At 68.4% G+C, this 25172-nt stretch carries 29 protein-coding genes and 1 pseudogene; 19 read left to right on the top strand and 11 right to left on the bottom strand.

Annotated features, from left to right (window positions below; genetic code table 11):
• Positions 1 to 169 precede the first annotated feature (169 nt).
• From AB4Z37_RS20555 to AB4Z37_RS20545, 3 genes are all read left to right on the top strand, one after another.
• Positions 170 to 415, top strand: coding sequence for a hypothetical protein (locus AB4Z37_RS20555; protein WP_441518603.1), 246 nt, complete (start codon positions 170 to 172; stop codon positions 413 to 415).
• A gap of 452 nt (positions 416 to 867) precedes the next feature.
• Positions 868 to 1086: a hypothetical protein gene (locus AB4Z37_RS20550; protein ID WP_441518602.1), complete on the top strand. Its 219-nt coding sequence runs from the start codon at positions 868 to 870 to the stop codon at positions 1084 to 1086.
• 143 nt (positions 1087 to 1229) lie between these two features.
• Complete coding sequence (locus AB4Z37_RS20545) at positions 1230 to 1646, top strand: YbaY family lipoprotein (RefSeq protein WP_441518601.1); 417 nt, start codon at positions 1230 to 1232, stop codon at positions 1644 to 1646.
• 25 nt (positions 1647 to 1671) lie between these two features.
• On the opposite strand, the gene AB4Z37_RS20540 is transcribed toward AB4Z37_RS20545, so the two are convergent.
• The gene (locus tag AB4Z37_RS20540) at positions 1672 to 1995 is read right to left on the bottom strand and encodes a hypothetical protein (protein ID WP_441518817.1); all 324 of its coding nucleotides are present in this window, start codon (positions 1993 to 1995) and stop codon (positions 1672 to 1674) included.
• 331 nt (positions 1996 to 2326) lie between these two features.
• On the opposite strand from AB4Z37_RS20540, the gene AB4Z37_RS20535 reads away from it, so the two are divergent.
• A complete protein-coding gene (locus AB4Z37_RS20535) occupies positions 2327 to 2542 on the top strand; it encodes a hypothetical protein (protein WP_441518600.1) in 216 nt (71 codons plus the stop codon).
• Positions 2543 to 2684: 142 nt separating this feature from the next.
• On the top strand, positions 2685 to 2927 hold the full coding sequence (locus AB4Z37_RS20530) for a PilZ domain-containing protein (protein ID WP_441518599.1): 243 nt from the start codon (positions 2685 to 2687) through the stop codon (positions 2925 to 2927).
• A gap of 25 nt (positions 2928 to 2952) precedes the next feature.
• Here AB4Z37_RS20530 and AB4Z37_RS20525 read toward each other — a convergent pair whose 3' ends face one another.
• Positions 2953 to 3336, bottom strand: a complete 384-nt coding sequence (locus AB4Z37_RS20525) for a hypothetical protein (protein ID WP_441518598.1) — start codon at positions 3334 to 3336, stop codon at positions 2953 to 2955.
• A gap of 340 nt (positions 3337 to 3676) precedes the next feature.
• Here AB4Z37_RS20525 and AB4Z37_RS20520 point away from each other — a divergent pair, with 340 nt between their 5' ends.
• The 3 genes from AB4Z37_RS20520 (at position 3677) to AB4Z37_RS20510 (ending at position 8205) form a co-directional block, all read left to right on the top strand.
• On the top strand, positions 3677 to 4957 hold the full coding sequence (locus AB4Z37_RS20520; RefSeq protein ID WP_441518597.1) for a GNAT family N-acetyltransferase: 1281 nt from the start codon (positions 3677 to 3679) through the stop codon (positions 4955 to 4957).
• The gene (locus AB4Z37_RS20515) at positions 4954 to 5898 is read left to right on the top strand and encodes a cupin-like domain-containing protein (protein WP_441518596.1); all 945 of its coding nucleotides are present in this window, start codon (positions 4954 to 4956) and stop codon (positions 5896 to 5898) included. Before AB4Z37_RS20520 ends, AB4Z37_RS20515 begins: the two co-directional genes overlap by 4 nt.
• A gap of 276 nt (positions 5899 to 6174) precedes the next feature.
• Positions 6175 to 8205, top strand: a complete 2031-nt coding sequence (locus AB4Z37_RS20510) for a methyl-accepting chemotaxis protein (RefSeq protein ID WP_441518595.1) — start codon at positions 6175 to 6177, stop codon at positions 8203 to 8205.
• Between the two features lie 274 nt (positions 8206 to 8479).
• Here the strand turns inward: AB4Z37_RS20510 and AB4Z37_RS20505 are convergent, their stop codons facing one another.
• The gene (locus AB4Z37_RS20505; RefSeq protein ID WP_441518594.1) at positions 8480 to 9151 is read right to left on the bottom strand and encodes a DsbA family oxidoreductase; all 672 of its coding nucleotides are present in this window, start codon (positions 9149 to 9151) and stop codon (positions 8480 to 8482) included.
• Positions 9152 to 9260: 109 nt separating this feature from the next.
• Positions 9261 to 10115 (bottom strand): AraC family transcriptional regulator, encoded by an 855-nt coding sequence (locus AB4Z37_RS20500; RefSeq protein WP_441518593.1) that lies wholly within the window; start codon positions 10113 to 10115, stop codon positions 9261 to 9263.
• Positions 10116 to 10217: 102 nt separating this feature from the next.
• On the opposite strand from AB4Z37_RS20500, the gene AB4Z37_RS20495 reads away from it, so the two are divergent.
• On the top strand, positions 10218 to 11468 hold the full coding sequence (locus tag AB4Z37_RS20495) for an MFS transporter (RefSeq protein WP_441518592.1): 1251 nt from the start codon (positions 10218 to 10220) through the stop codon (positions 11466 to 11468).
• Positions 11469 to 11707: 239 nt separating this feature from the next.
• On the opposite strand, the gene AB4Z37_RS20490 is transcribed toward AB4Z37_RS20495, so the two are convergent.
• On the bottom strand, positions 11708 to 12532 hold the full coding sequence (locus AB4Z37_RS20490) for a helix-turn-helix domain-containing protein (RefSeq protein ID WP_441518816.1): 825 nt from the start codon (positions 12530 to 12532) through the stop codon (positions 11708 to 11710).
• A gap of 147 nt (positions 12533 to 12679) precedes the next feature.
• Here AB4Z37_RS20490 and AB4Z37_RS20485 point away from each other — a divergent pair, with 147 nt between their 5' ends.
• Positions 12680 to 12940, top strand: coding sequence for a hypothetical protein (locus AB4Z37_RS20485; protein ID WP_441518591.1), 261 nt, complete (start codon positions 12680 to 12682; stop codon positions 12938 to 12940).
• A 53-nt stretch (positions 12941 to 12993) separates the two neighbouring features.
• Here the strand turns inward: AB4Z37_RS20485 and AB4Z37_RS20480 are convergent, their stop codons facing one another.
• The 3 genes from AB4Z37_RS20480 to AB4Z37_RS20470 all read right to left on the bottom strand — a co-directional run bounded on the left by AB4Z37_RS20480 (position 12994) and on the right by AB4Z37_RS20470 (position 16098).
• Positions 12994 to 13584, bottom strand: coding sequence for an SET domain-containing protein (locus AB4Z37_RS20480; RefSeq protein ID WP_441518590.1), 591 nt, complete (start codon positions 13582 to 13584; stop codon positions 12994 to 12996).
• A gap of 535 nt (positions 13585 to 14119) precedes the next feature.
• Entirely contained in the window at positions 14120 to 14914 is a 795-nt protein-coding gene (locus tag AB4Z37_RS20475; RefSeq protein WP_441518589.1) for an outer membrane protein, read from the bottom strand.
• A gap of 143 nt (positions 14915 to 15057) precedes the next feature.
• Complete coding sequence (locus AB4Z37_RS20470) at positions 15058 to 16098, bottom strand: helix-turn-helix transcriptional regulator (protein WP_441518588.1); 1041 nt, start codon at positions 16096 to 16098, stop codon at positions 15058 to 15060.
• Positions 16099 to 16211: 113 nt separating this feature from the next.
• Here AB4Z37_RS20470 and AB4Z37_RS20465 point away from each other — a divergent pair, with 113 nt between their 5' ends.
• Positions 16212 to 16856, top strand: coding sequence for a glutathione S-transferase family protein (locus AB4Z37_RS20465; protein WP_441518587.1), 645 nt, complete (start codon positions 16212 to 16214; stop codon positions 16854 to 16856).
• 78 nt (positions 16857 to 16934) lie between these two features.
• On the opposite strand, the gene AB4Z37_RS20460 is transcribed toward AB4Z37_RS20465, so the two are convergent.
• Positions 16935 to 17612: a TetR/AcrR family transcriptional regulator gene (locus AB4Z37_RS20460; RefSeq protein WP_441518586.1), complete on the bottom strand. Its 678-nt coding sequence runs from the start codon at positions 17610 to 17612 to the stop codon at positions 16935 to 16937.
• A gap of 149 nt (positions 17613 to 17761) precedes the next feature.
• Here AB4Z37_RS20460 and AB4Z37_RS20455 point away from each other — a divergent pair, with 149 nt between their 5' ends.
• The 3 genes from AB4Z37_RS20455 to AB4Z37_RS20445 all read left to right on the top strand — a co-directional run bounded on the left by AB4Z37_RS20455 (position 17762) and on the right by AB4Z37_RS20445 (position 20412).
• Positions 17762 to 19162, top strand: coding sequence for a carotenoid oxygenase family protein (locus AB4Z37_RS20455; RefSeq protein ID WP_441518585.1), 1401 nt, complete (start codon positions 17762 to 17764; stop codon positions 19160 to 19162).
• A gap of 151 nt (positions 19163 to 19313) precedes the next feature.
• On the top strand, positions 19314 to 19889 hold the full coding sequence (locus AB4Z37_RS20450) for an inner membrane-spanning protein YciB (RefSeq protein ID WP_441518584.1): 576 nt from the start codon (positions 19314 to 19316) through the stop codon (positions 19887 to 19889).
• Between the two features lie 34 nt (positions 19890 to 19923).
• Positions 19924 to 20412: a DUF4188 domain-containing protein gene (locus tag AB4Z37_RS20445; protein WP_441518583.1), complete on the top strand. Its 489-nt coding sequence runs from the start codon at positions 19924 to 19926 to the stop codon at positions 20410 to 20412.
• 32 nt (positions 20413 to 20444) lie between these two features.
• Here the strand turns inward: AB4Z37_RS20445 and AB4Z37_RS20440 are convergent, their stop codons facing one another.
• Complete coding sequence (locus AB4Z37_RS20440) at positions 20445 to 21074, bottom strand: LysR family transcriptional regulator (protein WP_441518582.1); 630 nt, start codon at positions 21072 to 21074, stop codon at positions 20445 to 20447.
• Between the two features lie 168 nt (positions 21075 to 21242).
• Between AB4Z37_RS20440 and AB4Z37_RS20435 the strand changes: the two genes are divergently transcribed.
• Complete coding sequence (locus tag AB4Z37_RS20435; protein ID WP_441518581.1) at positions 21243 to 21932, top strand: L-2-amino-thiazoline-4-carboxylic acid hydrolase; 690 nt, start codon at positions 21243 to 21245, stop codon at positions 21930 to 21932.
• A 72-nt stretch (positions 21933 to 22004) separates the two neighbouring features.
• On the opposite strand, the gene AB4Z37_RS20430 is transcribed toward AB4Z37_RS20435, so the two are convergent.
• A complete protein-coding gene (locus tag AB4Z37_RS20430; protein ID WP_441518815.1) occupies positions 22005 to 22997 on the bottom strand; it encodes a carboxylesterase family protein in 993 nt (330 codons plus the stop codon).
• A 23-nt stretch (positions 22998 to 23020) separates the two neighbouring features.
• Here AB4Z37_RS20430 and AB4Z37_RS20425 point away from each other — a divergent pair.
• The 4 genes and pseudogenes from AB4Z37_RS20425 to AB4Z37_RS20410 form a co-directional block, all read left to right on the top strand.
• Positions 23021 to 23398: pseudogene (locus tag AB4Z37_RS20425) on the top strand (LysR substrate-binding domain-containing protein); the annotation flags it as partial.
• 95 nt (positions 23399 to 23493) lie between these two features.
• Positions 23494 to 23829, top strand: a complete 336-nt coding sequence (locus tag AB4Z37_RS20420; protein ID WP_441518580.1) for a GIY-YIG nuclease family protein — start codon at positions 23494 to 23496, stop codon at positions 23827 to 23829.
• A gap of 143 nt (positions 23830 to 23972) precedes the next feature.
• On the top strand, positions 23973 to 24533 hold the full coding sequence (locus AB4Z37_RS20415; protein ID WP_441518579.1) for a hypothetical protein: 561 nt from the start codon (positions 23973 to 23975) through the stop codon (positions 24531 to 24533).
• A 53-nt stretch (positions 24534 to 24586) separates the two neighbouring features.
• Entirely contained in the window at positions 24587 to 25156 is a 570-nt protein-coding gene (locus tag AB4Z37_RS20410; RefSeq protein WP_441518578.1) for a hypothetical protein, read from the top strand.
• Positions 25157 to 25172: the final 16 nt, after the last annotated feature.

Here is a 25172-nt window from a genome sequence, read left to right as displayed (position 1 = left end):
CGACCGCGCGGCCCCAAGCGAGATAAAACGCCGGCCGGCGCGATCTATTCCATGACAGAAACGTGCGCGCGTGATCCGGCGGAATGTCCGGTATCCGACCTTTTTCTGTTGCGACTCACTGCATTCCCAAGTCCGATAGCAACACCGGAGGGCCTGGGAGAACTTATCCATGAACAGCCCATTTGCGGTCGCCGCCCATATCGGGCCAGCTTGCCTGGAAATGAAACGGCTCGCTGAAAAAGCCAACCTGACGCTGCTGGCGCATATCCTCGACATGGCAAGCCTGCAGGCGTCCAAGGATCAGCTCACCGCGCTCGCGCCGACCGCAGACGTCACGCCCGACAACGGCGTTCGGCTGCACAGCGTGCGCGGCGGGCTTGCCGGCGGCGGCAAGGCGCGCGACGTCGTCCGCTGAGCCGCGCCGTCAGTGCGGTGGCTCTGACATTCGCTTCACCAGCGCCCGCTTCACAAACACCGCGCGTCCGCCAAGCGAATGTCAGATCCAGCCCACGGACGCGGGATTGATCGACAGTGCCCGCAGGTCGGCACCGCGCGCCGGGATCGCACCGGGCGGTGGCCTTGTGCCCTGCGATCGCCGCGGCGACCTGGCACAACGGGCTTGTGAGAATCCGGGCTTCTGAGAATCGATGTGATATTTTAGGATCACGCTGCTGTCGGACGTCCCCGTCCCTGCAGGCGGCGTGACGGCTATTCCCGACGGCCTGACAAGCTCCGTGACTTCATTACGTCATCATTTGCTCGCGTCTTTGCCTGAGGCCCGGCACACCCCGGGTCCGTCGCTGGTTTTTGAACGACACACTCGCCAGCCGCCCGGCTGCGCGAGGCCACAACGAAGTGGGGAAAGTCATGAACTGGGGGAACTACAACGGAGGTGCGTACGTCGATCCTGATGCGGGCGCAGCCGGGGACACCGATGCGTTCAATGCCGAGGAAGGTCTGGAACTGCTCGCGCTGTTTCAGACCATCCGCCAGCGCGCCGACCGGCGCACGGCCCTCGACCTGATCCGCCGCGTCGCGGCCCACAGCCGCCTGGCCGAGAACGCCGTGATCAAGCCGCTCGCCTGAGGGATTTCTTTGACATCGACCGACCGTGGCCGCGTCGTTTCGGCGCGGCCGCGGCCTTGATTGCGCCTCGCCGCGATGGAACGGTGCCTTGTCGCGGCGCGCTTCTGTCCGGTCGTCGCGGGCCTCGACGACAGGGAGCGCCGATGACGTTTCGCCGAGCCTTTCTCATGCTGCTGCTGGCCTGCGCCACGGCGACCGCCGCGGTCCCGGCCGAGGCGGAGAGCCTGCTGCGGGCCGGGCGGCTGACCGGCACGATCAGCTACCGTGAGCGGATGGCGCTGCCGCGCGACGCCGTGGTGGAGGTCAGTCTCGTCGACGTGGCACGGCAGGACGCGCCGGCGCGGCGGATCGCCCGCACCCGCATCGTCACCCGCGGTCGCCAGCCGCCGATCCCGTTCGTGCTGCGCTACCCGGCCGACCGCAGCCCCGACGGCCATGCGGAGTATGCCGTGCAGGCCCGGATCGAGAGCCGCGGCCAGCTGCTGTTCATCACCGACACCCGCAACCCGCTGCCGCCCGGCGGGCGGATCGACCTCATGCTGGTGCGCACGAGCCGCTGACCGCCTGGCAGCGCGATCGCGCCGTTCACTGCGGGCTGGCCGCAGGTTTCGCCTGGGTGGTCTTGGGAGCTTTGGGGGCCTTGGAAGCTTTGGGGGCCTTGGGCTCGGCAAGCGGCTTGACGGCTGCCGGCTTGGCGCTGTCCACGCTGCGCACCGTGCTCCAGGGATCGGAGCTCGCCCTGCCGTCCGGAATCTTCTTCAGTGATTCCTTGTAGTCGCGCTCCAGCGCCCGCTCCCGCTCGATCTGGTCCGGCGTTTTCGACGGCGTCTCCGGAATGATGCTGGTGCCAAGGCTCTGGGCGGCGGCGGGCCCTGCCAGCAGGACCGCCATCATCGCCATACGAAACATCTTCACGCGTCATCTCCCGTGCTGTCATTCGCGCCCGGCGCAAACTACCCAATCGCAGGGCGGGAGGAAACCAGCCCAGGCCGCATCCGGGGGTGACGCAAAACCGGCCGGTGCCCCTCCCCAAACCCCGCCCGGCCCGCTAGTGTCCCGGCTCTGACATTCGCATCATTCGCTTGATGGACTGGCGGCGATACTGAAGCGAACGATCCTCCACACGAGGGTCCCCGCGCGATATCACACCGCCGCCATAATTGTCGCGTGTGCCTTGGGGGCACCGCTGACCGTGGCGGCCGGCCCAGGGTGACATCCTGGCCCAGACGAGGAGACTGGCATGAAACGGGTTTTGATCGCCCTCTCGATCCTGGCGCTGGCGGCGCCGGCGGTCGCAGCCCCTGTGAAAGGCGGCGATGGTCCGGCCCCGCCGACCGAAGCGCAGAGCCGTGCCGCAGCCCGCAAGGCCAAGGAGGACGAGAGGGCCTACAAGGATGCGCTGGAGCGCATTCCGACGTCCGGCAAGAAGCAGGACCCCTGGGACAAGATGCGGTGAGACCTGCGGCGTTCGAGCCGCAATCTGTTCCCGATTTTTCCACGAAAGATTAACGGTGCCGCTCTAGCGTAGCGCACGGTTGGGTTGCGTGCGCGGAGAAGCCAATCGGCGCCAACCACCGGGGGAATGTCGGGTCGAGACCATGGACGAGCATCGCGTCAGCCCACGACAGCGGGTTCTCAAGGCCGGCACCATCTCGTTCAACGGCGCGGCTGGCATCAGCTGCACCGTGCGCAACCTGTCCGCGACCGGGGCCGCGCTCGAAGTGGCCTCGCCGCTCGGCATTCCCGAGCAGTTCACGCTGGTGTTCGACGGCGACCGTAGCACCAAACCCTGCCACATCGTCTGGCGCAAGGAACGGCGGATCGGCGTCGCGTTCGACTAGAGCGCATCGATCCCCGAGCGCGCGATCAGGCGCGCTTTGCGACCTTGCCGGACGCCGCCGCAACCACCTTGGCCGCGGGCGCCAACCATTCCATCGTCGGAGCATAGCGACAGGTGGCATCGCCCGGCCGCAGCGGCGGCGCGCCGGGCTTGACGTCCACCCCCATCACTGCGCGGGCCGCCCCGAAGCTCACCACGATGATGTCGCGGGTGCGCTGGTCGGGGCGCGGCTGTGCATCCTCGATGCGGAGCAGCCCCGGCTCGTTCAGGCGCATCTTGCCGGCCTTCCACCATGTCCCGCTGCGGGCATCGCGGAAGTCATCCATCGACTCGCTGGTGAAGGCGATCTGGTCCACGGTCACGCGATAGCCGTGCCGGGCAAAATACGCGACAATCTCGTCGTCGCTCATCCGGACGCGTTCACGGGCGTTCTGCATACCGTGCTCTCTTCCCGAACCGGCCCCCGGCGCGCCGCGGTTGCGGCGTTTGATCGCGGGCCATCACTGTTGAACAGCCTCGACGCGGCGCAACTCGGCCATCAGGTAGAATGTTGCCTGTCAAACCTGAGCAAATCGTTGCCAAAGCCGCTCAATTTACATCGCCCGGCATCATGGTGAAAAAAGCGTGAAGACCGCCCCCGCAATTTGATGCGCTTCACGCACCTAATTTTTCGATCTGCCACCTAAGGTTGGTGCCATCGCAGGGGATGACGCGCCGCGCGGGGAAACGCGGCCGCATGGGATGGACAGCGTGATCGACATTACCGACATGACGCAGCGAACCGGCGCGCAGCGCGACATCGCCGGCCTGCCGGGCAACCGCGGGCCGGCGCGAACGCCCACCTATCTGGCGAAAGGCACGCCGCAGCTGCGCGCGACGCCGCCACGCCTCGACCGCATCGTGCCGCTCGCCGACATCGCTGCCGAGCCCTGGCAGCGCCTCGCCGACGCCGCGATCGAGCCGAACGGCTACTACCTGCCCGACTGGGAAGCGGCGGTGAACACCTTCGCCCGCGGACGCGGCGACGCCTCCGCACTGACCGCCTGGGGCGGCGCGGACACGGCGACCGGAGCCGCCCGGCTGATCGGCCTGCTGCCCGTGATCTCCGCCTGGCGCGCCTACCGGATTCCACTGCCCGCGCTCGTCAGCGCCGATCCCTATGGCGCGCTCGGCACGCCGCTGCTCGACCGCGACGCGGCCGAGGACGCCGCGCGCCGGCTGATGCGCCAGGCGCTGGACGCCGGCCAGCATGCACTGATCCTGCGCGAAGTGCCGCTGGAAGGGCCGGCGCTCGCCGCCTTCGCCCGCGTGCTTGCACCGCAGGGCCTGCAGCTGCGCGTGCTGCAGGCCTGGCGGCGCGCTGCGCTCGACGCCAGCGGCGACGCCGACGAGCGGCTCGGCGAAGGCCTCAGCGCCAAGAAGCTCAAGAACCTGCGCCGGCTGCGCCACCGCCTCACCGAGCACGGCGAGGTCGCCGTCCAGGTCGCGTCGCGCCCCGACGACATCGGCGCCGCGCTCGACACCTTCCTCGCGCTGGAAGCACGCGGGTGGAAGGCGCAGCGCGGCACCGCACTCGCCCAGCACGACGGCGACGTCCACTTCATGCGCACGGCGACCGCAGCTCTCGCCGCGCGCGGCGCCTGCGAGATCATCACGCTCAAGGCCGGCGACACGCCGGTCGCGGCCGGCGTGGTGCTGCGCCATCTCGGCCGCGCCTTCTGGTTCAAGATCGGCATCGACGAGCGCTTCGCCAAGGTCTCGCCCGGGGTCCAGCTCGCGCTCGACCTCACGCGCCACCTGTGCGCCGACGGCGCAATCGTCGATGCGGATTCCACCGCGATGCCCGATCACCCGATGATCGATCCGATCTGGAGCGCCCGCCTCGCCATCGGCGACGTGCTGATCCCGCTCAAACGCAACGACCCCGTTCCCGCGGCGATCCATGCCGCGCTGCGCCTGCGCGAGGCCGCCCGCACGCCGGCCCGCCGTCTCGTCCACATCCTCAGAGCGATCAAGGAGCGTCAACAATGAATGCCACGTCGCCGCTGTCTCCGGTCATCAGCGCCGCCCACAACGCGCTGCGGCTCGACTTTCCGCTGAAGCCGTTCGCCATCCGCCATCAGCTCGCCAGCCATCCGCTGCTGACGCTGCCGGCGATCGCCCATCTCGCCGCCAGCCTGCCGCGCGACCTCATCGAGTACAACTCCGGCGACGCCGCGATCAGCCAGGATCCGGACACCGTGAAGCTGGTGCCGCTCGATCCCGTCGAGGTCGTCAACCGCATCGAGACCGCCGGCGCCTGGATGGTGCTCAAGCGCATCGAGACCGCGCCGCAGTATCGCGCGCTGCTCGAGGACACGCTGCTGTCGGTTGCCCGCGCCCGCGGCTTCAACAGCCTGCAGGACGCCGGCTTCGAGCAGGTCGAGGGCTTCCTGTTCGTGTCGTCACCATACTCGACGACGCCGTTCCACCTCGACAGCGAGGACAACTTCTTCGTCCAGATCCATGGCGAGAAGTTCTTCACGATCTACGACAACCACGATCGCAGCATCGTCTCGGACGACGAGATCGAGCGCTCGATGACCAGGCACCGCAATCTCAAGTTCGACGACAGCTTCGCGCCGCGGGCCAACGAATTCCACCTGTTCGAGGGCGACGGCTGCTTCGTGCCGTATCAGTGGCCGCACTGGGTGCGCACCGCCTCCAGCTACTCGATCTCGGTCGCGATCACCTGGAAGACGGCAGCCGTCCGCCGCAACAACGACCTGCACTTCTGCAATTCGCTGCTGCGCAACCTCGGCATGCCGCAGCTGCCGCCGGGCGCGCACCCGGCGCTCGACGCGGTCAAGCTCGCGGTCTACCGCTCCGTGGTCGGCCTCGTGCAGCCGCTCCGCCGCAGCGAATCGCTGCGCCGCGTGATCCGCCGCATCGCGCTCGGCAAGCGCGCCAACTACTACCTCAAGGGCGCGTAACCGCGCGCTGCGACATGCGTCGCGTGCGTGCCCTCCTCACGCCGCGACGCGCCAGTCCGCCTCACATGCACACACAGGCACAACGCGACAATTCGCTGCGAATTGTCGCGCGTGTCGGCGTGCGCGACGCCTGAAAGTGAGACAATTTTAACGGCCAGAGCCGAACACTTCGCGGCAGCCGGCGCACGAGAGGGAGCGCCGGCCGTTTTTCATCCGCGAAGGTGACGCAGTCGCGCAAGACCGACCGCCCTTCGCGATGCGCACCGAGGGGCTTTCATGATTACAATCAACCGTATCGGCTACAAGCTCGGCGCCGCCGCACTTGTCGGTATCATCGTGTGCGCTGGCATGGCGGTGAACCAGCAATTGACCCAGCGTGCAATCGCCGACGCGACGCGGCGCGCCAACGTCGAAGACAAGATCCGCAAGCATGTCATCGAGGCCGGCGGCGACCTCAACGCCATGCGGCTCGCCAACGCCAGCCTGCAGATCGCCCGTTCGCCGGCGGAAGCCGCGGCGCTGCGCACCGATCTCGACCAGGCCCGTGTGCTGCTGTCGACCCATCTGCAGGAAGCGCTGTCGGCGACGACCGACGACACCGTGAAGCAGCGCCTCGCCGCGATCCAGCAGGCCGCCACCGACTACGTCGATGCCGCGCGCGAATTCGCCGAGCTGCAGACCAGGATCCTCACCGCCAACGGCAAGCGCAGCGAGATCGCCGCGACGTTCGCCAAGGGCCTCGACACGCTGCGCGCCGCGCCCGCGCTCGCCGGCTCGCTGCAGCGCGCGGTGGTCGAGGAGCGCCTGGGCGCCGCCGACGTCGCCTTCGGCGCGCTGCGCGAGGCGGCCTGGCACTATGCGGCGACCGCCGATTCCTCGCTGCGCGACGTCATGGACAAGGCGAGCGAGCGGGTCGAGGCCGAACTCAAGGCCGCCCGCACCGCCCTCGCCGACGACAGCGCCAGCGGCGATTTCAACGCCCTCGGCGCGGCGCTGACGGCCTATGGCGAAGCGGTGCAGACCACCGTCTCCAGCCAGAACGACATGGCGAGCGCGATGATGCTCAAGATCCGCCCCGCGGTCGACCAGGCCACCGGCATCATGCACGACGCGGTCGCGTTCGCCGAGCGCGGCGCGCGCGACACCAAGGACGCCGCCGAGGCTGAGGCGGAGCGCGCCGGCCGCATCGACTTCGCGCTGTCGCTGGTGGTGATGCTGGCGATGATCGGCGCCGCCGCATTCGCCTTCGTCGGCGTCGCCCGTCCCCTCACCCGCCTCACCCGCGCACTCGGCCGCATGGCCGCCGGCGAGACCGCGCTCACCATTCCCGGCGCGCGCCGCGGCGACGAGATCGGCGATCTCGCCCGCACCGTGGTGGTGATCGCCGACAACGCCGAAGCCAATGCCCGGACGGAAGCTGCGACCCGCATTCGCCAGGACGAGGTCATCGCGCAGCAGCGGCGCCAGGAGATGAGCCGCCTCGCCGGCGACTTCGAGGCCCGCGTCGGCCAGATCGTCGAGACGGTATCGGCGGCGGCGCATGAGCTGGAGAACTCGGCCGGCACGCTCGCCGGCACCGCCGCGCGCGCCAAGGAGCTGACGACCGCCGTGGTCGCCGCGTCCGACGTCGCCTCCAGCAACGTGCAGTCGGTGGCGACCGCGACCGAGGAGCTGAGCTCGTCGGTCGGCGAGATCAGCCGCCAGGTGCAGGACTCCGCCCGCATCGCCGGCGAGGCGGTGGCGCAGGCCGAGCGCACCAACGCCCGCGTCGGCGCGCTGGCGCAGGCGGCGAACCGCATCGGCGACGTCGTCGAGCTGATCAACACCATCGCCGGTCAGACCAACCTCCTGGCGCTCAACGCCACCATCGAGGCGGCGCGCGCCGGCGACGCCGGCCGCGGCTTCGCCGTGGTCGCCTCCGAGGTCAAGCAGCTCGCCGAGCAGACGGCGAAGGCCACCGGCGAGATCAGCCAGCAGATCGGCGCCATCCAGGCCGCCACCGGCGAATCCGTCGGCGCGATCCGCGACATTGGCCACACCATCGGCCGGATGGCGGAGATCGCCTCGGCCATCGCGGCCGCCATCGAGCAGCAGGGCGCAGCGACGCAGGAAATCTCCCGCAACGTGCAGCAGGCGGCACAAGGCACCCAGCAGGTATCCGACAACGTCACCGACGTGCAGCACGGCGCGGTGGAGACCGGCATGGCATCGTCGCACGTGCTCACCGCCGCGCAGGCGCTGTCGATCGAAAGCGCCCGCCTCAAGAGCGAGGTCGCCGGCTTCCTCGACACCGTGCGCGCGGCATGACGATGGTCGCCGGTATGGCGGACATCACCTCGGGAGACGCCCTTCACCCCTCATGGTGAGGAGCGCGGCAGCGCCGCGCATCGCGAACCATGAGGCCGAAGCGTTGCGGCCTTCATCCTTCGCGACGCCCGCCCACGCGGGCTCCTCGGGATGAGGGGAAAGGCACTTCGACGCGTAGCCGGGGTGAGCGCGGCGGGAGACGGCACGAACAGCGCCACGGCGTCGCGCGAACACGTCACACGAACACCTCGCACGAACACAGGGGCAAGCGCAGTTACTGCGGCTGCGTCGCGAGTTCGGCGGCGACCTGGCGGATGGCGGCGGCGAGCTGGTCGGCGGGCTGCGCGCCGGACAGGCCGTACTTGCCGCCGAGGATGAAGGTCGGCACGCCGCTGACGCCGGCGCGGGCCGCGGCTTCCGCCTGCTGCGAGATCAGCGCGACATCCTCGTCGCTGGCGAGGCGGCGGCGGACATCTTCAGCGTCGAGGCCGACATCGGCGGCCGCCTGCACCAGCACCTCCGGATCGGTGAGATCGCCGCCGTCGCGGAAGTACAGCTCCATCAGGCGCTGCTTCATCGCCGCGGCCTTGCCGGACGCATCCGCCCAGTGGATGAGGCGATGGCAGTCGATGGTGTTGGGCTGGCGCTTGACGCTGCCGGGCTTGTATTCGAGGCCCTCGGCCGCCGCCGTCTCGACGACGCGACCGGAGATGCGGCCATAGGCCTCGACCGAGCCGAACTTCTTGGTGAGATACTCGTCGCGGCTGATGCCCTCGCGCGGCACCCACGGGTTGAGGAAGAACGGATGCCAGCGCACCTGCACGTCGACATCCGGCAGTTCGGCAAGCGCGCTCTCGAGCCGGCGCTTGCCGATGTAGCACCACGGACAGACCACGTCGGAGACGACATCGACCGTGATCGAGGGATGCGGCGCGGCGGCGGTCATGGGCGGTCTCCTTGGCGGCAGGGATGACGGGGCGACGGTGTCCGGCACATAAGCCGGTCCTCCGCCGGGCACAAGATGCGGTTCCCGAAGGGTAACCCGCCGGCACGCTTCAGGCGCCGGCCGGACGCAGCGACGATGGCGCCTGCCCCATCACCTTGCGGAACGCGGCGGCGAAGGCGCTCGCCGAACGATAGCCGTTGCGGGCCGCGACCTCGCTGATCGGCGCGCCGGCGACAATCGCCTCCATGGCGTTGTGGAAGCGCACGCGCTGGCGCCAGGCGGCGAAGCTAAGGCCCGTCTCGCCCTCGAACAGCCGCGCCAGCGTGCGCACGGAGGCGCCGGCGGTCTCGACCCAGCCGTCGAGCGTGGTCCGGCGCGCCGGATCGGCAAGCAGCGCCTCGCACAGCCGCAACAGCCGCGGATCGCGCGGCATCGGGATCATCAGCGACAACCGCCGCGCGCGGGCGATCTCGGCGAGGATGAGATAGGCGACCGCACCGCCGCGGCCCGTCTCGTCATAGACCACCGGCTCCTCGATCAGCGCCAGCACCAGCTCGCGCAGCAGCGCCGACACCTCGATCACCGTCGGCGCCGCCGGCAGGTCGTCGCGCGCGTCGCGGGCGATGTACAGCGTGCGCATCTCGACGCGGCCGCGGATGCTGATGGCGTGCACGGTGTCGGCCGGCAGGTAGACCGCGCGGTCCGGCGGCACGATCCACGCCTCCTGCGCGGTGCGCACCCGCATCACGCCGGTGACGGCGTACACCAGCTGGTCGCGGACATGGCGGTGCGGCCGGATCTCGAAGCCGTCGGCGAAGCTCTTGGCCATCGCCGCGAGCGGCCGCGGCACGAACTGGTAGGCGTCGGCATCACTGCTGTCGCCCAATCGCGCGCGCGGCGGCACGGAGGCCGACAGCGGCGGCGGAGACGAAAGCGGAGGCGGCTTGGCGATGTGGCGCGGCATCGGCGACCCCTCGGTCAGGTTTGGCAGATTCCCGACGAAAATTGGCATGACAACGCCGATATGCCAAGCCTATCGTCGCCCGACGCAACCGACGGGACTGCCATGAATCGCGACCGCATCCACTTCCTGTTCCTCAACATCGGCCATTTCCTCGACCACCTGTTCACGCTGATCTTCGCCACCGTGGCGGCGCTGGCGCTGTCGCGGGAATGGGGCCTGAACTACGGCGAGCTGTTGAAATACGCCACGCCCGGCTTCTTCGCGTTCGGGCTGTTCTCGCTGCCGGCCGGCTGGCTCGCCGACAAGTGGAGCCGCGAGGGCATGATCAGCGTGTTCTTCGTCGGCATCGGGCTTGCGTCGATCGCCACCGCCTTCGCCGCAACACCGCTGCAGGTCGGCATCGGGCTGTTCGTGGTCGGCGTGTTCGCCGCGATCTACCACCCGGTCGGGCTCGCCATCGTCACCCAGCGCTGGAAGAACACCGGCATGCGTCTCGCCGTCAACGGCGTGTGGGGCAATCTCGGCGTCGCCAGCGCCGCCCTCGTCACCGGCTACTTCATCGACCACGGCGGCTGGCGCGCCGCCTTCGTGGTGCCGGGCATCGTCTCGGTCATCGTCGGCGCGCTCTACACCATCGCGATCTGGCCGGAGCTGCGCCAGGCGAAACGCCCTGTCACCGCGCCGGCCGCAGTGGTCGCGATCGACACCGCCGACCACAAGGCCTTGCTGATGCGGATCTCGGTGATCGTGTTCCTGACCACCTCGGTATCCAGCATCGTGTTCCAGTCCACCACCTTCGCGCTGCCCAAAATCTTCGACGAGCGGCTGCAGGGCACGGCGCAGGCATTCGCCGACTGGCTCAACGCGAGCGGTCTGACTGCACGCGCCGACATCGCCACCATGGTCGGCGCCTTCGCCTTCACGGTGTTCGCGGTGGCCTCGATGGCGCAGCTCGTGGTCGGCCACCTGCTCGACCGTTTTGGCCCGCGCGCCGTGTTCCTCGGCGCAGCCGCGCTGCAGTTCGTGTTCTTCGCGCTGATGCCGGGGTTGCACGACGGCTTCGCGCTCGCCACCGCGGTCGGCTTCATGCTCGGCGCGTTCGGCCAGATCCCGATCAACGACTACATGATCGGCAAGATGGCGAGCGGCGAAGCCCGCGCCCGCATCTATGGCGTACGCTATGTCGTCAGCTTCACCGCGCTCGCCGCCGCGCTGCCGCTGATCTCCATCGTCTACGAGCGCTGGGGCTTCGACACCCTGTTCAAGATCCTCGCCAGCGCCGCGTTCGTGATCCTCGTCGCGGTGGCCTGCCTGCCCGCGCGCCTGCCGAAGCCGGCGGTGGCGGGGGCCTGAGGGCGGGGCGCGACCACCGCAAGACGGAGCCGGGTGGCTTCTCTCTGCGTCATCACCGGGCCGGCGCGCAGCGCCGTGCCCCGGTGATCCAGCTTCAAAGAATCCACATTACGCTGCGAGCAAGCTGGATTGCCGGGTCAAGCCCGGCAATGACGCATTGGGTGTGGCAAGCCGCGGCGCGAAACCCGACGACCTGGGAGCGCGCCCGGCAATGAATGCTGATCACAATCCCTCGCCCTTCACATCGCCGCCGCGATCTCCCGCATGCGCACAGCGGTGGCCTCATCCGCCGGGAAGAAGGTCTCGATCGCGAGCTCCGACAGCGTGATGTCGATGGGCGTGCCGAACACCATGGTGGTGGAGAAGAAGCTGAGCACGTCGTCGCCGAGCCGCATGCGAAACGGCACCGCGACGCTGTCCACCGCCGGCGCATGCGGCGTGCGCCGCGCCGGGATCGGGTAGCCCTTCAGCTCGTCGTAGAGCGCCACCAGCACCGGATCGGCTGAGGACTCGCACTGGCGCTGCAGCCGCTCGAGCAGATGCGCGCACCACTCCGCGAGATTGACCGTGCGCGGCGCGAGGCCCTCGGGGTGAAAGCTGAGGCGCAGCACGTTGAGCGGGCTGGCGAGCAGGCGCTGCGGCACGCCTTCGAGCAGCGGCTTCACCATGCGGTTGGCGGTGACGAGATTCCAGTGGCGGTCGACCGCGAGCGCCGGATTGGGCTCGTGCGCCTTGAGCACGAGATTGACCGCCTGGCGCGCCGCCTGCAGCGCCGGATCGTCAAGCGAGCGTAGCGGGTACGCCGGCGCGAACCCCGCGGCGACCAGCATGACATTGCGCTCGCGCAATGGCACGTCGAGCCGCTCGGTGAGGCGCAGCACCATATCACGCGACGGCGTGGCGCGGCCGGTCTCCATGAAGCTGAGATGGCGGGCGGAGATCTCGGCCTCGGAAGCGAGGTCGAGCTGGCTGAGCCGGCGGCGCTGGCGCCATTCGCGCAGGTATTCGCCGACATGGACAGGGCGCGCAACGGTGGTTTTGGAAGGGGCGACATGGGTTGTCATCATGGCCGAACGCTAACATGCACCCTGCACACGATCCATTACCTGCCAGGTAATCGAACCGGTGGCGGCAATCCGCCATGGTCGGCGTCAGATCACAGCCCCAGCGCCGGGCCCCTGCCCGCCGCACCGAGGTTCGGGAGACCCGTCATGCTGTCGCTTGCCCTTCACGCCGGACGCGCGTTCATGCGCCACCCCGCCGTCGTCCACGAGGCCCGCCTGATCACGCGGCTGCTGGTGATGGCCACGACGCGCCTCATTGCCGGCGCGCTCCACATGCCCGATGCGGTGGTGCGCGACACCGGCGCGTTCGTCGTCGCCTACGTCGCCGCGGTCGAGCAGCGCGCCACGCTGGTTTGTCCTCGCAAGGTCATGCGCGAGGTGCGGCAGCGGCGGCGTGAAACAATTTGATCGTCAGAAGAAAAAAGTACCGGGCGAGCCAACACCCGGTACGTCGCCACGGCTCAGTTCGCCTTGGCGCGCTTCCTGGCCGATGCCGAGGTCTTGCGCTTGCCGACCACCTTGGAGGCGACCGCATGGCCGTTGGCGCGGCCGGTGCCGTTGGTCTTCTTCGCCGCCGCACGCTTCTCGGCGCGGGCCTTGACCTTCTTCTTCGCGGCGCGCTCCTCGGCGGCGGCGAGCTTGCGCTTCTTCACGCAGGCCTCGCACAGGCAGCCGATCGGCTTGAGGAACTCTTTGAAATATTCCTTGCCGTAATCGTAGTTGATCTCTTCACCGACCTGGATGTTCTTGATCGCGCGGATGAACACCTTGCGCTTGCGCTCCTGCACGTCGGACTCGGCGTTGGGGCGGCAGGCGTGGTTGATGTAGCGCGCGATGTTGCGGCGGACGGAACCGTCGATGGTCCAGCGGCCGTTGATCTCGAACAGGTACTTGTTCTCGATGGCGTCGTGCTTCTCGTTGCGCGAGTCGAGCAGCGGCCCGAAATACTCGATGATCTCGTCGCCTTTCTTGATCGGCTTGGTGGCGAACAGGCCGAGACCGGTCTTGGAACGGCCGATGCGGTAGGGCTTGCGGCTGGAAATGACAGGCATGGGAGCGAAGCGACTGATCCGTGATGGGGATGTGATCTGCAATCCCGTCGCCGGTCGCGGTGTCCTGCGACTCGGGACGTGCCCTGCGGCGATTCCGTGGACGATCCTCTATAGTGCTTTCAAAGCAAAAGTCATGCCTTGCCGCACGGTTTCCTCGCACCGATCCACATCCAATTGCGACCAGTGGAACACGCCTCACCGGCTGTGTTCCATGACGGCTCGTCGTTTTCTCCGCCCTCACCTCGCGCTGCTGCTCGCCGCCGCGGCCTCTCCCGCTCTCGGCGCCGCACAGGCGGCCGGCCCGGTGGGTCTCTGGTCGTGACAGGGCTGTCGCCGGGCGCGGTGCGCCCATGTGGCCTGCGTTGGCCTACGTCGACCTCATCGCCAATCCCGACGCCGAGGCGCCGGGGCGACAGGCCGCCCCCGACCTGTCGCGCGGCCTCGACTGCGCGAAGGACAAGATGGCATCATCGGGAAGAGCGGCCGCGCCAGGTGCTGGCGCTGCCGCAGCAGCGCACGTCGATGACGGATCGCGTCAGTATTTCGCAATCAGCGGCCCGTCCCAGCCGAACTTGTAGTTCACCCCGACCCGGACGATGTCATTGGTCAGAGTGATGTTGCGCGCGGCATAGAAACCATTGGCGATCGGCGTTCGCGTGAACGACTGCGTTCCGAAATCGGCGTGCAGGTATTCGAGCTTGGCTGACAGGTTGCCGGCGAATGCGTATTCCACGCCGCCACCGGCGGCCCATCCAGCCACGGTCTTCGACTGGCCGGCGCATCCAACAGCCACGTTGCAGATCAGGAATTTTTCCTCGGTCACGGCGACGCCGCCGGTGCCGTAAACCAGCCACCGATTCCACGCGAAGCCCAGACGTCCCCTCAAGGTATCAAGCCAGCTCTGGCTGGTTTGGGCTGTATCCGTCGTGCGGAAAGGCGGCACGTAATTGGCTGTGCCCTTGAGATCGGTCCACGACAGATCGTTCTCGATACCGATCACGACATTGTTGCTGAACTGATAGTTGTAGCCGACGGTGCCGCCCACCAGCGCACCTGACGGACTGATCCCGCTGGTCTGGGCCAGTCCAAACGGCGCAGGACGACCAGCAGCAACGGCCGCCGCGGATGCCGCGGGATCGTCCTGGTAATTCTGGCTCCGCCCCCAGGCACCGCCACCCACGACGCCGGCGTAAAACCCGCTCCAGTTGTAGGCGGGCTCGGCGATCACCGGAGCCTTGGTATAGCTCCGCGCGGGCAGGTCGGCGGCGGACGCCGCGCCGGCATATCCGGCGATCGACAGAAAAATGGCAGCGGCAGCAAAGCGATGCATCGAAAGTCCCCGGTCCTGAAAGTCCAACGTGATCAAAAGCCCGTGGGCACTGGCATGGAACTCAGACCTGCGACAGCTTGGCGCGGCACCCCGGACGAGTTATTCGGCGACTTGTTGCAGAAATACAACCTTTAGGCGTCCCGTCACGATGGCGTGCCGGTGAGAACACGGCTCGCGATCACCGCAGCGGCGGGGACATCCGCCTCCCGACCGCGCGCGCCATCGCCGTAGATCCGCACGAGATCGGCGGCGATCTCCGCCATCCTGAGCCGCAGCGCCTCGGGCGCCAGCACTTCCGCCTCGGCGCCGAACGGCAGCAGCTCCGCGGCCGCCTGGCGCACCGAGCCGACCGGGATGGTCACGATGCGCCAGCCCTCCGCATCGGCCTCCTCGCTGATGCCAGCGCCGTTGCGCACCAGCGGCGACAGGAACGCCTCCATCATCTTGACGCCCCATGGCGACAGCCGCACCGTGGCGCGGTTGCTGTGCAGCTCCTCACCGAGCCGCTGGGTGCTGTCCGCCCAGAACGCGGCGAGATCGAAGCTCTCCGGCCGTTCGAAACGCTGATCGAGCACGGTCAGCTCGCGGATGCGCGCGATGCGATAGATCCGCACGCGGCCCTCGATCTGTCCCGCCACGTACCAGGAGCCGCTCTTGAGCACGAGGCCGAGCGGTTCGATGCGGCGGTGCTTCTCCGCCTTCCAGCTGCGGTAGCGGATCTGGAGCGCCCGCTGCTCCCAGACGGCACCGGCGATGGCCGTCAGGTGGGCCGGCTGCTCGGCCTCGCCGAACCAGGCCGGCGCATCGAGATGAAAGCGCGCCCGCACGCGCTCGGCGCCACCGCGCAGCTCCGCCGGCATCGCCGCCAGCAGCTTGGTCTGGGCTGCCGCCATCACCGCACCGAGGCCGAGGTCGGCGGCAGGCCCGGCCAGCCCGGTCATGAACAGAGCTTCGGCCTCCTGCGCCGACAGGCCGTTGAGCCGCGTGCGATAGCCGTCGAGCAGGCGGTAGCCGCCGTCGGAGCCACGCTCGCTGTAGACCGGAATCCCGGCGGCGCTGAGCGCGTCGATATCGCGGTAGATGGTGCGCAGCGACACCTCGCATTCGTCGGCCAGCGTCTGGGCCGTGACAAGGCCGCGGGCTTGCAGGGTCATCAGGATGGTGAGCAGTCGGCTGGCGCGCATGGCGCGGCAGCTTAAACCAACCTGACAGAAACTGACAGGTATGGCCCCGTATCTTGCCCCGCCGGCGCGCCGAACGGGTGCGCCGGGCACTCCCTCAAGGCCAGGACATCCGTATGACCGATACCCTCACCCTGTTCCACTCGCCGCAGAGCCGCTCCTCCGCCGCGCTGACCCTGCTCAAGGAGCTGGACGCGCCCTATGACCTCCATGTCCTCAACATGAAGGCGGGCGAACAACGACAGGCGCCGTATCTGGCGATCAATCCGCTCGGCAAGGTGCCGGCCATCCTGCACAACGGCGCGCTGATCACCGAGCAGGTCGCGATCTTCATCTACCTCGCCGACCTCTTTACCAAGGCCGGCCTCGCGCCCGCGATCGGCGATCCCCTGCGCGGCCCCTACCTGCGCTGGCTGGTCTATTACGCCGCCTGCTACGAGCCGGGACTGGTTGACAAGGCCATGAAGCATCCGCCCGTGCCGCTGGCGACGTCGCCCTACGGCGACTTCGACGCCATGCTGGCGACGATCGAAGCCCAGATCGCCCGCGGGCCATACCTCCTCGGCGAGCGGCTGTCCGCCGCGGACATCCTGTGGGGCTCGGCGCTGAGCTGGGGTATGATGTTCAAGATGGTCCCGGAGACCGACGTGCTCGTCGACTACACCAGGCGCCTGACGGCGCGGCCGAGCTTCACCTCGACCGCCGCGGAAGATATCGAGCTTGCGGCTGCGCACGCCGCGGCGGTTGCCGCGTCGGCGTAAGGCCCCGTCAGGGTCGGGGCGCGCCGGGACGGCGGTCGTCCCGGCCGCTTGCGCGCGGTCGAGCCATCGCGGACGCGATCAGGCCTTGTTGCGCGCCAGCAGCTCGGGGCTGATATGGAGCACCGCGCGCAGCAGCGTGATGTCGTCCTCCCCCGGCGGCAGTTGCTCCAGCATATGGCGCAGCCGGCCGTCGAGCAGCAGCACCGCATAGCCATGCACCATCGCCCAGGCCCGCACGATGTCGGCGGCCTGGGCCACCGACGGCTCGCCCCGCACGATCGTCTCCTGCCACCGCGCGCCCACGGCCTGCGCCAGCGCCGCGCCGGCCGCGTCCATCGCCTCCGCCAGCACCGGACGGTCGAGATCCAGCCGCTCGCTGCGGAACATCAGCGTGAACATGCCGGGATAACGCTTGGCGAAGGCGACATAGGCGCCGCCCATGGCGTCGAGCCGTGCACCGGTCCCGGTTTCAGCGTCGGCGGCAGCGAGCAGCGCCTCACGGAAGCGGCGAAAGCCGACGGCGGCAAGTTCGCTGAGCAGACCCGTGAGATCGCCGAAATGATGGGTCGGCGCGGCATGGGACACGCCGGCCTCGCGTGCCGCCGCGCGCAGCGTCAGCCCGACGAGGCCGTCGCGCTCGAGAATACGCTCGGCGGCAGCGAGCAGCGCCTCGTGCAGCGCGCCATGATGATACGGCGCCGCCTCGGCGCGCGCGCCGCGCTTCACCGTGGTCTTGGTCTCGGTCTTGCTGGTCATGCGTCACTTATCAGTCGCAATTTTTACACTGTCAAGATTTCGCTTGACGGCGCCCGGCGCTGCGGTCTAGCGTTATCTTGACGATGTAAAGATATAGCGCCACCGCCGATCAGGCATCCGACGCATCTCAGCCCCGGAGAGAAACGACCATGTCGAGTTCGAACGCCCTGCCCCCACGCAGCAACGTCGCGCCGATCCCGATGGAGTGCGACGCCCCGTTCCTCAAGGTCGAGGGCGAACTGCCGCGCGAGCTCAACGGCACGCTGTACCGCAACGGCCCCAACCCGCAGTTCGATGTGCCGGGTGCGCACTGGTTCGTCGGCGACGGCATGCTGCACGCCTTCCATATCGAGAACGGCCGCGCCAGCTATCGCAACCGCTGGGTCCGCACGCCGAAGTGGCTCGCCGAGCACGACGCCGGCCGCGCGCTGTTCGGCGGCTTCGGCCGCCGCCTCAGCAATGTGCCCGAAGGCACGACGCAGGATAGCGGCGTCGCCAACACCAACATCGTGTTCCACGCCGGCCGCCTGCTGGCGCTGGAAGAAGGCCACATGCCGACGGAGATCGAGCCGGGCACGCTGGCGACGCGCGGCTACCAGACCTATCGCGATGCCATCGCCGGGCCCTTCACCGCGCATCCCAAGCTCGATCCGGTCACTGGCGAGATGGTGTTCTTCGGCTACAACGCCGCCGGGCCGTTCACGCCGAAGGTCAGCTACGGCGTCGTCGGCGCCAACGGCGAGGTGTCGCAGTTCGAACGCTTCGACGCGCCCTACGCCAGCATGGTGCACGACTTCATCGTCACCGAGAAACATGTGCTGTTCCCGATCCTGCCGCTGACCGGCAGCATGGAGCGCGCCATGGGCGGCCGTCCGCCCTACGCCTGGGAGCCGGACAAGGGCGCCTACGTCGGCGTGATGAAGCGCGGCGGCAGCACGAAAGACATCATCTGGTTCCGCGGCGACAGCTGCTACGTCTTCCATGTCATGAACGCGTGGGAGGACGGCCAGCGCATCATCGCCGACGTCATGCAGTTCGCCGAGCCGCCGCTGTTTCCCTATCCCGACGGCCGGCCGACCGATCCTGCGAAATCGAAGGCGCGGCTGTGCCGCTGGACGTTCGATCTGTCCGGCGCGACCGATCGCTTCACCCAGCACTACCAGGACGAGACCACCGGCGAATTCCCCCGCATCGACGACCGCCAGGCCGGCCTCGCCTATCGCCACGGCTGGTACGCCTGCGGCAATCCCGCGGGTGCTGCGGCCTCGGGCCTGTCCGGCATCGTCCATGTCGACCACAACGCCAACCGCCGCGCGCAGTACCTGCTGCCGGACGGCGACACCATCTCCGAGCCGGTGTTCGTCGAACGCGGCGCGGAGGCGGCGGAGGGCGACGGCTGGCTGGTCGCCACGGTGTGGCGGGCGCGGGAGAACCGCAGCGACCTCGCGGTGTTCAACGCCCTCGACATCGAGAGCGGCCCGGTCGCCCTCGTCCAGCTCGGACACCGCGTGCCCGACGGCTTCCACGGCAACTGGGTGAACGGCCGCTGAGCGCGGCCCGCCGCGGCGGCGATACGCCCGCAATCCCTGCATCGCGGCGTTGGGCGAGATTCCGGCTCGGCCCGCGGTGCAGGCCGTCCGGAATGACAGTCGCTGGCGGCTGTGCCGACTCGATGGGCCCTGTGATGGTGAGGAAACGCTTATGATCGACGTGGTTCGCAAACTGGTCGGCGACTTCCTGTCGACCATCGTTTTCGTGATCGTGCTGATGGCCAGCGGCAATGTCGTGCTCGCCACCGCCATCGCCATCGCCAGCGCCGTCGCCGGCTTCGTCTACGCCCGCATCAGGAAGCAGAAGCTCGACATCATGGCCTGGGCAAGCCTTGCCCTTGTCATCGTGCTCGGCACCGCCACGCTGCTGACCAACGATCCTCGCTTCGTGCTGGTCAAGCCGAGCATCGGCCATTTCGCCATCGGCGCAATCATGCTCAAGCGCGGCTGGATGTCGCGCTACATGCCGCCGGCCGTGCTCGAGCATGCGCCGGAGCTGCCGGTGATCGCCGGTTATGCCTGGGCCGCGCTGATGTTTGTGCTCGGCGCCGGCACCGTCGCCGTCGCCATGACCGGCGACCTCGCACTGTGGACGTTCTACGTCTCGGTGGTCGCGATCGGCGCCAAGATCGTGGCGTTCGCGGTGCAGTTCCTGCTGTTTCGCATCATCATCCGCCGCAAGCTGGCGCACCGCGCCAGCGCCGCAAACCCGCTCGCGGTGCAATAGCGCGCCCCGGCTCACACTCCGGAGGATACCTGCGATGGCCGACATCATTGCCAAACGCATGTGCGCCGAGCTCGACGGTGACTTCGTCGTGTTCCTGATCGGCATGCGCATCAACAAGCCCTGGAAAGCCTGGCGCTGGGTGCCGGTGGCGCGCGCCATGCCACGCATGCTCACCGAGCTTACGAAGCAGCCCGACCTCGGCCTGCTGCACGCCCGCACCCATTTCGGCTTCCCGGTGATCATGGTGGTGCAGTACTGGCGCAGCTTCGACGCGCTGGAGGCCTACGCGAGGAATCGCGACGCCGCCCACCTGCCGGCGTGGCAGGCCTTCAACCGCGCGATCGGCGAGAACGGCGAGGTCGGCATCTGGCACGAGACGTACGTCATCAAGGCCGGCCAGTACGAAAACGTCTACAACAACATGCCGCCGTTCGGCCTCGGCGCCGCCGGCACGCTCAAGGACGCCGTCGGCGCACGGCAGTCGGCAAGGCGACGGATCGATCGCGTTGTCGAGGGCGTGTGAAAGGCCCCGACGCCATCGGCTTCACGACCGCTTCAACTGCCGACGATGCCCAACAGACGCCCCCGGTGTTGCGTTGCATGCCTGCTCTCGACCGGCAGGGCCCGCAGCCATGCGCGGAAGCTGACGACCTCGGGACAATCTGCGCTGCCTTCGGGCGCCACCAGCCAATCCCCCAAGCCGGCCCCCTCGTCGACCCGGTCGCAGCGATAACCCGGATGGTGGCCAAGACCGCGCGCGATCAGCATGTCGACCTTGCCTTCGACCAGCTCATGCAGGCCAGCGGGCTGCAGCACCCGCAAACCAATATCCACATGCGCGCCGCGAAATTCCGCCAACGCGAGGCGGCGCAGATCGAGGCCGCCATGGACGCCCAACCGCAGCAGCACCGCGCCCGCCGGCTTCAATTCCGACGTCGCGTCGGCAATCCGGCGAAAGCCGTCGGATATCCCGGGCAGATAGGCCTGCCCCGCCGCGGTCAGAACGAGCTGCTTATGCAGCCGCTCGAACAGGCGCACACCAAGGCGTGCCTCCAGCGCTTTCACCTGCTGCCCGACGGCGGCGGGGGTGACATGCAGCTCGTGCGCGGCCAGCTTGAAACTGAGATGGCGCGCCGCCGCTTCGAAGGCGCGCAGCGCATTGAGGGGTGGAAGAGTGTAAGTCATCGCACCGCAGTTTGACACCGATGGCCCGAGGCCTTGCAATAGATTTTCTACTGCTCAACCGCAGGAACCATGCTTTGCGCTGTTTGGGAGCGCAAGGTTACGGTTCCTTCACACCATGCGAGGGCCCCATGGGCCCCGACCAGGCTGATCGTGTTGAGGAGACGTCCAATGGCTGAGGTCATCCATCCCTTTTACGAAGCGCATCGCACGACGATGGAGGCCGATATGCACCATCGCCTCCATCTTGCCGAAGCGATGGTGCGCGAACGCACGCACCTCTCCGATTTCGACGGGATCAGGCAGGAGGTGATGGACGAGTTCGGCATCGTGCTCGCCCAGACGCCCTATGTCGGCGGCACAGCCAATCGCATGAGCGATTTCTACATGCGCCTGATGGGCTTCATGGCCATCAGCCGAGTGCTCCGGCGGCACGGCGTGGCGCTGCCTGTGATCGGCGAGATCGAGCGGGACACCTACAAGGCGCAACTGCTCACCCTGCCCGAAGCGGACCGTCTCGCCGCGGGGCGCCGTTTCATGTCACCGGAAAATCAGGACCTGTTGCGCGAGCAGGCCGCCCAAAGCACGACCGAAAGCCATCAGGCAGAATTTCCGGAAGACTTCGTCTACGATTTCGTCGAGCCCGGCCCCGGTGACAACTTTGAATTCGGCATCAACTACACGGCCTGTGGCTTTTGCAAATTCGCGGCCCGCCATGACGACAAGGACATCCTGCCTCACATCTGCGGACTTGATTTCAACGCGTATGCTGCACAGGGCATCCGCCTCGAACGGACGCAGACGTTGGCCGGCGGCGCGAAGCACTGCAATTTCCGGTTCTCGAAGCTCCCGTCAGACTAGAACGACGCACATGATCTGCAATGCGAAGAAGGCAGAGCCCGGCAACAAAGCCGGGCTTCGCCCCATGTCATCTCAGACGCGCTTCAACGCCCGAAACGCCAGCCGCCAGCGCGTGCCCGCGGGGTCGTTCAGCGGCCTGATGCAGCGCTCGAAGCTCATCACGGTGCGCGCGTCGTCATAAGCGGCCCACGGCGGCAATCCCGCAACTTCGGTGCGGCCGCTGCGCGCGAACGCGCCCCAGTAGCCACGCATGGCGCCGCCGATATGGGCGTAGTCGTCGTCATCGGCGCCGCGGACCATCGGCGCGTCGGCCCAGGCATCGCGGTTGCCGAACAGGAACGGCAGTTCGAGACAGTGGTTGGCGCCGAAGCCGGCGCGCGGCGACTGCCAGTCGAACGAGAACAGATGGATCGGCCGTCCCGCCCGGTGCTGCAGGTGGGCGAGCTCGTGGGTCGGGCCGACGAAATGCGCGTCGGTCTGCACATCGGACAGCAGCGACGCCGGATGGCGGCCATGGCCACGCAGCGCCCGGTATTCGGCAAGCACCGCCGCGGCATCATCACCGAGGCGTTTCCCCAGAATCGCGAGCAGGCCCGCCTCGTCGAGGGTGGCGAGCGCCGGATCGATCGCGGCGAACACCGTGCACTCCTCGCGGGTGTAGCCGGCGATCATCGGGCACCATGACGCGGCGCCGGCGGCCACGGCCTGAAGCAGCGGCCCCGTGATCAGCTCACCGTCGACGCACGGCAGATAGGGTGGCGTGAAGTCGCCGGGGCCCGAGGCGAACTGCCGCGCGATCACGCCGCTCGCCGCGAGGATGCGATCGACTGCGACCTCGCACAGCGCGTCGGCGCGGCCGTCGGCGACCGTTTCCGCCAGCAGGCGCCCCCGCGCCTCGGCGCGCTCCGGCGCATCCGGCTCGATCACGAACGGGCCGCTCTGCAGGATCGCGCGCTGGAACAGGCCGCGCGCCTGCGGCATCACCGCGAGCGCCAGCACCGCGAACGCGCCGGCCGACTGGCCGGCGATGGTGACGTTGTCGGGATCGCCACCGAAGCCGGCGATGCTGCGCTGCCGCGGCGCCGCGTCCGCTGACGCTGTCGGATCTGGCGAACTGCGATGCGATCGGCTGGAATGCGGACGGCTACGCGACGCGCTGGAAGCTCTATGGCCCGAACGGCACCGAGCATGACCTCGACGTCGACCTGAAATTCTCCACCAACAGCCTCAAGCTGATCTACCAGGCTGCGCTCAAGGGCCTCGGCCTCGCGCGGTTGCCGGCGGTGCAGTGCCGCGACGACATCGCCCATGGCCGGCTGATCGCGCCGCTGGCGGACTGGCAGCCGCATCCGGTGTCGGTCTACGCGCTCTACCCGTCGCGCCGCTCCCTGACGCGGACCGTGCGCACCTTCATCGCCGGCCTGTCGGCGTTCATCGAGAGCCGGCTCGCGGTCCGCACGCCATAGACCCCACGCCCCTCGAGATATTACCCGGATAATATTGACGAGCCTCCCCGGGCCTGCTAATCCCCTCGCCTTTCGATGGGATGCGAGAGACGAGCATGAAGGGCGAAGCGAGACGGGCCGCGATCATGGCCTACAAGGAGCGCAAGGCGATGGTCGGCGTTTACGCCGTGCGCTGCGCGCCGGCCGGCGCCGTCTGGGTCGGCGGCTCGCCGAATCTCGACACCATCCAGAACCGCATCTGGTTCACCCTGCGCACCGGCGGCCAGACCGATGCCGGGCTGCAGGCCGCCTGGCGCGACCACGGCGCAGACGCCTTCAGCTTTGAGGTCCTGGAGGAATTCGACGAAGAGGCGCCGGCCTATGTGCGCGCCATCGCGCTCAAGGAGCGCACCGCGCACTGGCGGCAGGCGCTGGATGCCCGGCCGATCTGACGGCCGGCGCCACCGGCTTCTCCCCACCTGACGGCAGCCGCAGCGACCCGACCTGCGCTCCATTTTTACACTGTAAAGATTTCGCTTGCAGCGCACTCGCCGGCAAGCTATTATCTTTACATCGTAAAGATACCGGACGGACCATGCTGTTCTTCGTCATCTTCCTGCCGTTCTTCGTCCTCGGCGCGGTGAGCTGGATCGCCTCGATCACGCTCAGCCTGTTCGCCGGCGCGGGCACCGCCCTCGGCCTCATCGTATTCGAGCGCGCCCGCGGCCGCTCCGCCAAGATCCTCAACATCGCCACCGCCGTGCTGTTCGGCGGCCTCGGCCTCGCGATGCTGCTGCTCGACGGCGGCCTGACGCAGGCGACCATCCGTGTCACCATCAGCGCCGGCCTGCTGCTGGTGGCGCTGACCTCGATCGCGCTGCGCTTTCCGTTCACGCTGCAGTATGCGCGCGAGGAGGTCACCCCCGAGGTGCGGGCGATGCCAGACTTCCTGCGCACCAACTACATCCTGACCTGGGCATGGGCCGGCGCATTCGTGCTGATGCTGATCGCCGACATCGTGTCGGTGTGGTGGCCCTCGGCGCCGCTGTGGATCGGCGTCGCCGCGACCTTCGCCACCCGCAACGCCGCGGTGCAGTTCACCAAGTGGTACACCCAGCGCGCCCGTGAGCGGGCTGCCGCCGGCACGCCGGTCTGACCTCCCCGCGCGACAACACGTCCTCCTGCCCCCCACCCGAGGGAGACTGCGCCATGGGCACCCTCTTCAGCTTCTCGCCGTTCATCGCCTTCGCGCTCCAGATGCGCGCGATCAGCGCGGAGGTCACGCTGTTCTCCGGCGCCGCCATCGCGCTCGTTCTCGTGCTGCATGAGCTCTCCAGCGGCAGGTCGGTCAAGGTGCTGGAGGCCGGCGCGGTGGTGCTGCTCGGCGCGCTCGGGCTCTATGTCACCCTGATGCCGTCGGCCTACAGCATTCGCGGCGTGCGGCTGGCGGTCGATGCCGGCCTGCTCGCCATCGTGCTGACCTCGATCGCGATCCGCCTGCCGTTCACGCTGCAATATGCCCGCGAGCAGGTCTCACCGGAGATCGCGGCGCTGCCGTCGTTCGTCGCCGTCAACACCATCATCGCCTGGGCCTGGGCGGCGGCGTTCGCGGTGATGGTGCTCACCGACCTCGTCATGCTGTACCGGCCGCAGGTGTCGCTGTGGATCGGCATCGCGCTCTCGATCGCCGCCTTCGCCGGTGCGGTGTGGTTCACCCGCTGGTACCCGGCCCGCGTCCGGGCCCGCGCCATCGCCGCCAGGATCAAGGTCGGAGCGTAAGGCGGCAGCGCCGCCC

The organism is Bradyrhizobium sp. 2TAF24 (genome assembly GCF_052115025.1).
Taxonomy (GTDB): domain Bacteria; phylum Pseudomonadota; class Alphaproteobacteria; order Rhizobiales; family Xanthobacteraceae; genus Bradyrhizobium_A.
This window is presented reverse-complemented; position numbering and strand designations above follow the sequence as displayed.

Excerpts from the sequence above, each read along its gene's own strand:
- AB4Z37_RS20505 (WP_441518594.1), bottom strand. The coding sequence starts at position 9,151 with ATGACCGCCGCCGCGCCGCATCCCTCGATCACGGTCGATGTCGTCTCC.
- AB4Z37_RS20475 (WP_441518589.1), bottom strand. The coding sequence starts at position 14,914 with ATGCATCGCTTTGCTGCCGCTGCCATTTTTCTGTCGATCGCCGGATAT.
- AB4Z37_RS20460 (WP_441518586.1), bottom strand. The coding sequence starts at position 17,612 with ATGACCAGCAAGACCGAGACCAAGACCACGGTGAAGCGCGGCGCGCGC.
- AB4Z37_RS20480 (WP_441518590.1), bottom strand. The coding sequence starts at position 13,584 with ATGCCTGTCATTTCCAGCCGCAAGCCCTACCGCATCGGCCGTTCCAAG.
- AB4Z37_RS20510 (WP_441518595.1), top strand. The coding sequence starts at position 6,175 with ATGATTACAATCAACCGTATCGGCTACAAGCTCGGCGCCGCCGCACTT.
- AB4Z37_RS20455 (WP_441518585.1), top strand. The coding sequence starts at position 17,762 with ATGTCGAGTTCGAACGCCCTGCCCCCACGCAGCAACGTCGCGCCGATC.
- AB4Z37_RS20540 (WP_441518817.1), bottom strand. The coding sequence starts at position 1,995 with ATGTTTCGTATGGCGATGATGGCGGTCCTGCTGGCAGGGCCCGCCGCC.
- AB4Z37_RS20450 (WP_441518584.1), top strand. The coding sequence starts at position 19,314 with ATGATCGACGTGGTTCGCAAACTGGTCGGCGACTTCCTGTCGACCATC.
- AB4Z37_RS20495 (WP_441518592.1), top strand. The coding sequence starts at position 10,218 with ATGAATCGCGACCGCATCCACTTCCTGTTCCTCAACATCGGCCATTTC.
- AB4Z37_RS20485 (WP_441518591.1), top strand. The coding sequence starts at position 12,680 with ATGCTGTCGCTTGCCCTTCACGCCGGACGCGCGTTCATGCGCCACCCC.
- AB4Z37_RS20555 (WP_441518603.1), top strand. The coding sequence starts at position 170 with ATGAACAGCCCATTTGCGGTCGCCGCCCATATCGGGCCAGCTTGCCTG.
- AB4Z37_RS20440 (WP_441518582.1), bottom strand. The coding sequence starts at position 21,074 with ATGACTTACACTCTTCCACCCCTCAATGCGCTGCGCGCCTTCGAAGCG.
- AB4Z37_RS20500 (WP_441518593.1), bottom strand. The coding sequence starts at position 10,115 with ATGCCGCGCCACATCGCCAAGCCGCCTCCGCTTTCGTCTCCGCCGCCG.
- AB4Z37_RS20530 (WP_441518599.1), top strand. The coding sequence starts at position 2,685 with ATGGACGAGCATCGCGTCAGCCCACGACAGCGGGTTCTCAAGGCCGGC.
- AB4Z37_RS20525 (WP_441518598.1), bottom strand. The coding sequence starts at position 3,336 with ATGAGCGACGACGAGATTGTCGCGTATTTTGCCCGGCACGGCTATCGC.
- AB4Z37_RS20490 (WP_441518816.1), bottom strand. The coding sequence starts at position 12,532 with ATGACAACCCATGTCGCCCCTTCCAAAACCACCGTTGCGCGCCCTGTC.
- AB4Z37_RS20515 (WP_441518596.1), top strand. The coding sequence starts at position 4,954 with ATGAATGCCACGTCGCCGCTGTCTCCGGTCATCAGCGCCGCCCACAAC.
- AB4Z37_RS20415 (WP_441518579.1), top strand. The coding sequence starts at position 23,973 with ATGCTGTTCTTCGTCATCTTCCTGCCGTTCTTCGTCCTCGGCGCGGTG.
- AB4Z37_RS20545 (WP_441518601.1), top strand. The coding sequence starts at position 1,230 with ATGACGTTTCGCCGAGCCTTTCTCATGCTGCTGCTGGCCTGCGCCACG.
- AB4Z37_RS20445 (WP_441518583.1), top strand. The coding sequence starts at position 19,924 with ATGGCCGACATCATTGCCAAACGCATGTGCGCCGAGCTCGACGGTGAC.
- AB4Z37_RS20420 (WP_441518580.1), top strand. The coding sequence starts at position 23,494 with ATGAAGGGCGAAGCGAGACGGGCCGCGATCATGGCCTACAAGGAGCGC.
- AB4Z37_RS20550 (WP_441518602.1), top strand. The coding sequence starts at position 868 with ATGAACTGGGGGAACTACAACGGAGGTGCGTACGTCGATCCTGATGCG.
- AB4Z37_RS20410 (WP_441518578.1), top strand. The coding sequence starts at position 24,587 with ATGGGCACCCTCTTCAGCTTCTCGCCGTTCATCGCCTTCGCGCTCCAG.
- AB4Z37_RS20470 (WP_441518588.1), bottom strand. The coding sequence starts at position 16,098 with ATGCGCGCCAGCCGACTGCTCACCATCCTGATGACCCTGCAAGCCCGC.
- AB4Z37_RS20435 (WP_441518581.1), top strand. The coding sequence starts at position 21,243 with ATGGCTGAGGTCATCCATCCCTTTTACGAAGCGCATCGCACGACGATG.
- AB4Z37_RS20465 (WP_441518587.1), top strand. The coding sequence starts at position 16,212 with ATGACCGATACCCTCACCCTGTTCCACTCGCCGCAGAGCCGCTCCTCC.
- AB4Z37_RS20535 (WP_441518600.1), top strand. The coding sequence starts at position 2,327 with ATGAAACGGGTTTTGATCGCCCTCTCGATCCTGGCGCTGGCGGCGCCG.